Origin of the sequence: Arthrobacter sp. PsM3 (assembly GCF_030433895.1) — a bacterium.
Taxonomy (GTDB): Bacteria; Actinomycetota; Actinomycetes; order Actinomycetales; family Micrococcaceae; genus Arthrobacter.
In genome coordinates, this window is record NZ_JARUXE010000096.1 from 1 (window position 1) to 2360 (window position 2360).

The 2360-nt window shown below is 40.7% G+C and carries 2 protein-coding genes; one reads left to right on the forward strand and one right to left on the reverse strand.

All coding sequences use genetic code 11. The features are described 5' to 3' along the window. The coding region (locus QCD75_RS21705; protein WP_301231600.1) for a hypothetical protein at positions 1-632 on the forward strand (632 nt) is incomplete at its 5' end. Positions 633-1165: 533 nt separating this feature from the next. Here the strand turns inward: QCD75_RS21705 and QCD75_RS21710 are convergent. Further along, on the reverse strand, positions 1166-2056 hold the full coding sequence (locus tag QCD75_RS21710; protein ID WP_022618806.1) for a hypothetical protein: 891 nt from the start codon (positions 2054-2056) through the stop codon (positions 1166-1168). Positions 2057-2360: the final 304 nt, after the last annotated feature.

Sequence of the window (2360 nt, forward strand, 5' to 3'; positions counted from 1 at the left end):
ATCACAATAATACTAAATTCATTCTCACGTTTTCATGTCAAGCATATTGGGCATCTGGCCCAAACTTCTCCGCCTTGAAGAATGTTATTAGGTGCTCCATAATTCATGAATACATTTCTAAGTTTGTGGAAAGAGAACAGGATAAAGGTCATATAGGAGATCAGGAGCTACCGCCTGAAGAGGACCCTTCTCGTGAACTAAACAATGTACAACATGAAGTCAATAGTTTAACGGAACAAGATGCGGAGGCGGATGAAGGATTGTGGGGTGAAATAGATTCATTATGTGAAAAATGGCAGTCTGAAGCGGAAGATCAAACTGAGGCGGAGATAATAGCCGACAGGATAATTGGAAATAGCCAGAGGATGGCGAACCTCAAAATTCGTCGTACAAAGTTCAAAAGTGTCTTGTATCATATACTAAAGGAACTAATTCAATCTCAGGGAACCGTAAAGGTTTATCGCGGTAGTAGTTTTTCACACGATTCGATAAAGATAAGCTTACATTATGAAGAGCAGCATATTACAGCCGTATGGGTCTACTTGACAGTAAAATTTGAAGAGCATTGGAAGCCTGTTGATGTAGAGGTCGAGTTTAGATGCAAGTTCAAGGAGCGAAAGGTGGATGGGTAGGTTATATAGGGATATAGCACAGAGATATATAGCAAAGAGATACTTTTGAGCAATGTTTCAGGGCACAGTATTCGCGGTGTAGTAGTTACGGTGCGGTGCGTTTTTGGATTTTTCAAAGTGCGTCTTCAAAGCGCTTTTGGTTTTCAAAGCGCTCTGAAGTTCCTATACTTTCTAGAGAATAGGAACTTCGGAATAGGAACTTCAAAGCGTTTCCGAAAACGAGCGCTTCCGAAAATGCAACGCGAGCTGCGCACATACAGCTCACTGTTCACGTCGCACCTATATCTGCGTGTTGCCTGTATATATATATACATGAGAAGAACGGCATAGTGCGTGTTTATGCTTAAATGCGTACTTATATGCGTCTATTTATGTAGGATGAAAGGTAGTCTAGTACCTCCTGTGATATTATCCCATTCCATGCGGGGTATCGTATGCTTCCTTCAGCACTACCCTTTAGCTGTTCTATATGCTGCCACTCCTCAATTGGATTAGTCTCATCCTTCAATGCTATCATTTCCTTTGATATTGGATCATACCCTAGAAGTATTACGTGATTTTCTGCCCCTTACCCTCGTTGCTACTCTCCTTTTTTTCGTGGGAACCGCTTTAGGGCCCTCAGTGATGGTGTTTTGTAATTTATATGCTCCTCTTGCATTTGTGTCTCTACTTCTTGTTCGCCTGGAGGGAACTTCTTCATTTGTATTAGCATGGTTCACTTCAGTCCTTCCTTCCAACTCACTCTTTTTTTGCTGTAAACGATTCTCTGCCGCCAGTTCATTGAAACTATTGAATATATCCTTTAGAGATTCCGGGATGAATAAATCACCTATTAAAGCAGCTTGACGATCTGGTGGAACTAAAGTAAGCAATTGGGTAACGACGCTTACGAGCTTCATAACATCTTCTTCCGTTGGAGCTGGTGGGACTAATAACTGTGTACAATCCATTTTTCTCATGAGCATTTCGGTAGCTCTCTTCTTGTCTTTCTCGGGCAATCTTCCTATTATTATAGCAATAGATTTGTATAGTTGCTTTCTATTGTCTAACAGCTTGTTATTCTGTAGCATCAAATCTATGGCAGCCTGACTTGCTTCTTGTGAAGAGAGCATACCATTTCCAATCGAATCAAACCTTTCCTTAACCATCTTCGCAGCAGGCAAAATTACCTCAGCACTGGAGTCAGAAGATACGCTGGAATCTTCTGCGCTAGAATCAAGACCATACGGCCTACCGGTTGTGAGAGATTCCATGGGCCTTATGACATATCCTGGAAAGAGTAGCTCATCAGACTTACGTTTACTCTCTATATCAATATCTACATCAGGAGCAATCATTTCAATAAACAGCCGACATACATCCCAGACGCTATAAGCTGTACGTGCTTTTACCGTCAGATTCTTGGCTGTTTCAATGTCGTCCATTTTGGTTTTCTTTTACCAGTATTGTTCGTTTGATAATGTATTCTTGCTTATTACATTATAAAATCTGTGCAGATCACATGTCAAAACAACTTTTTATCACAAGATAGTACCGCAAAACGAACCTGCGGGCCGTCTAAAAATTAAGGAAAAGCAGCAAAGGTGCATTTTTAAAATATGAAATGAAGATACCGCAGTACCAATTATTTTCGCAGTACAAATAATGCGCGGCCGGTGCATTTTTCGAAAGAACGCGAGACAAACAGGACAATTAAAGTTAGTTTTTCGAGTTAGCGTGTTTGAATAC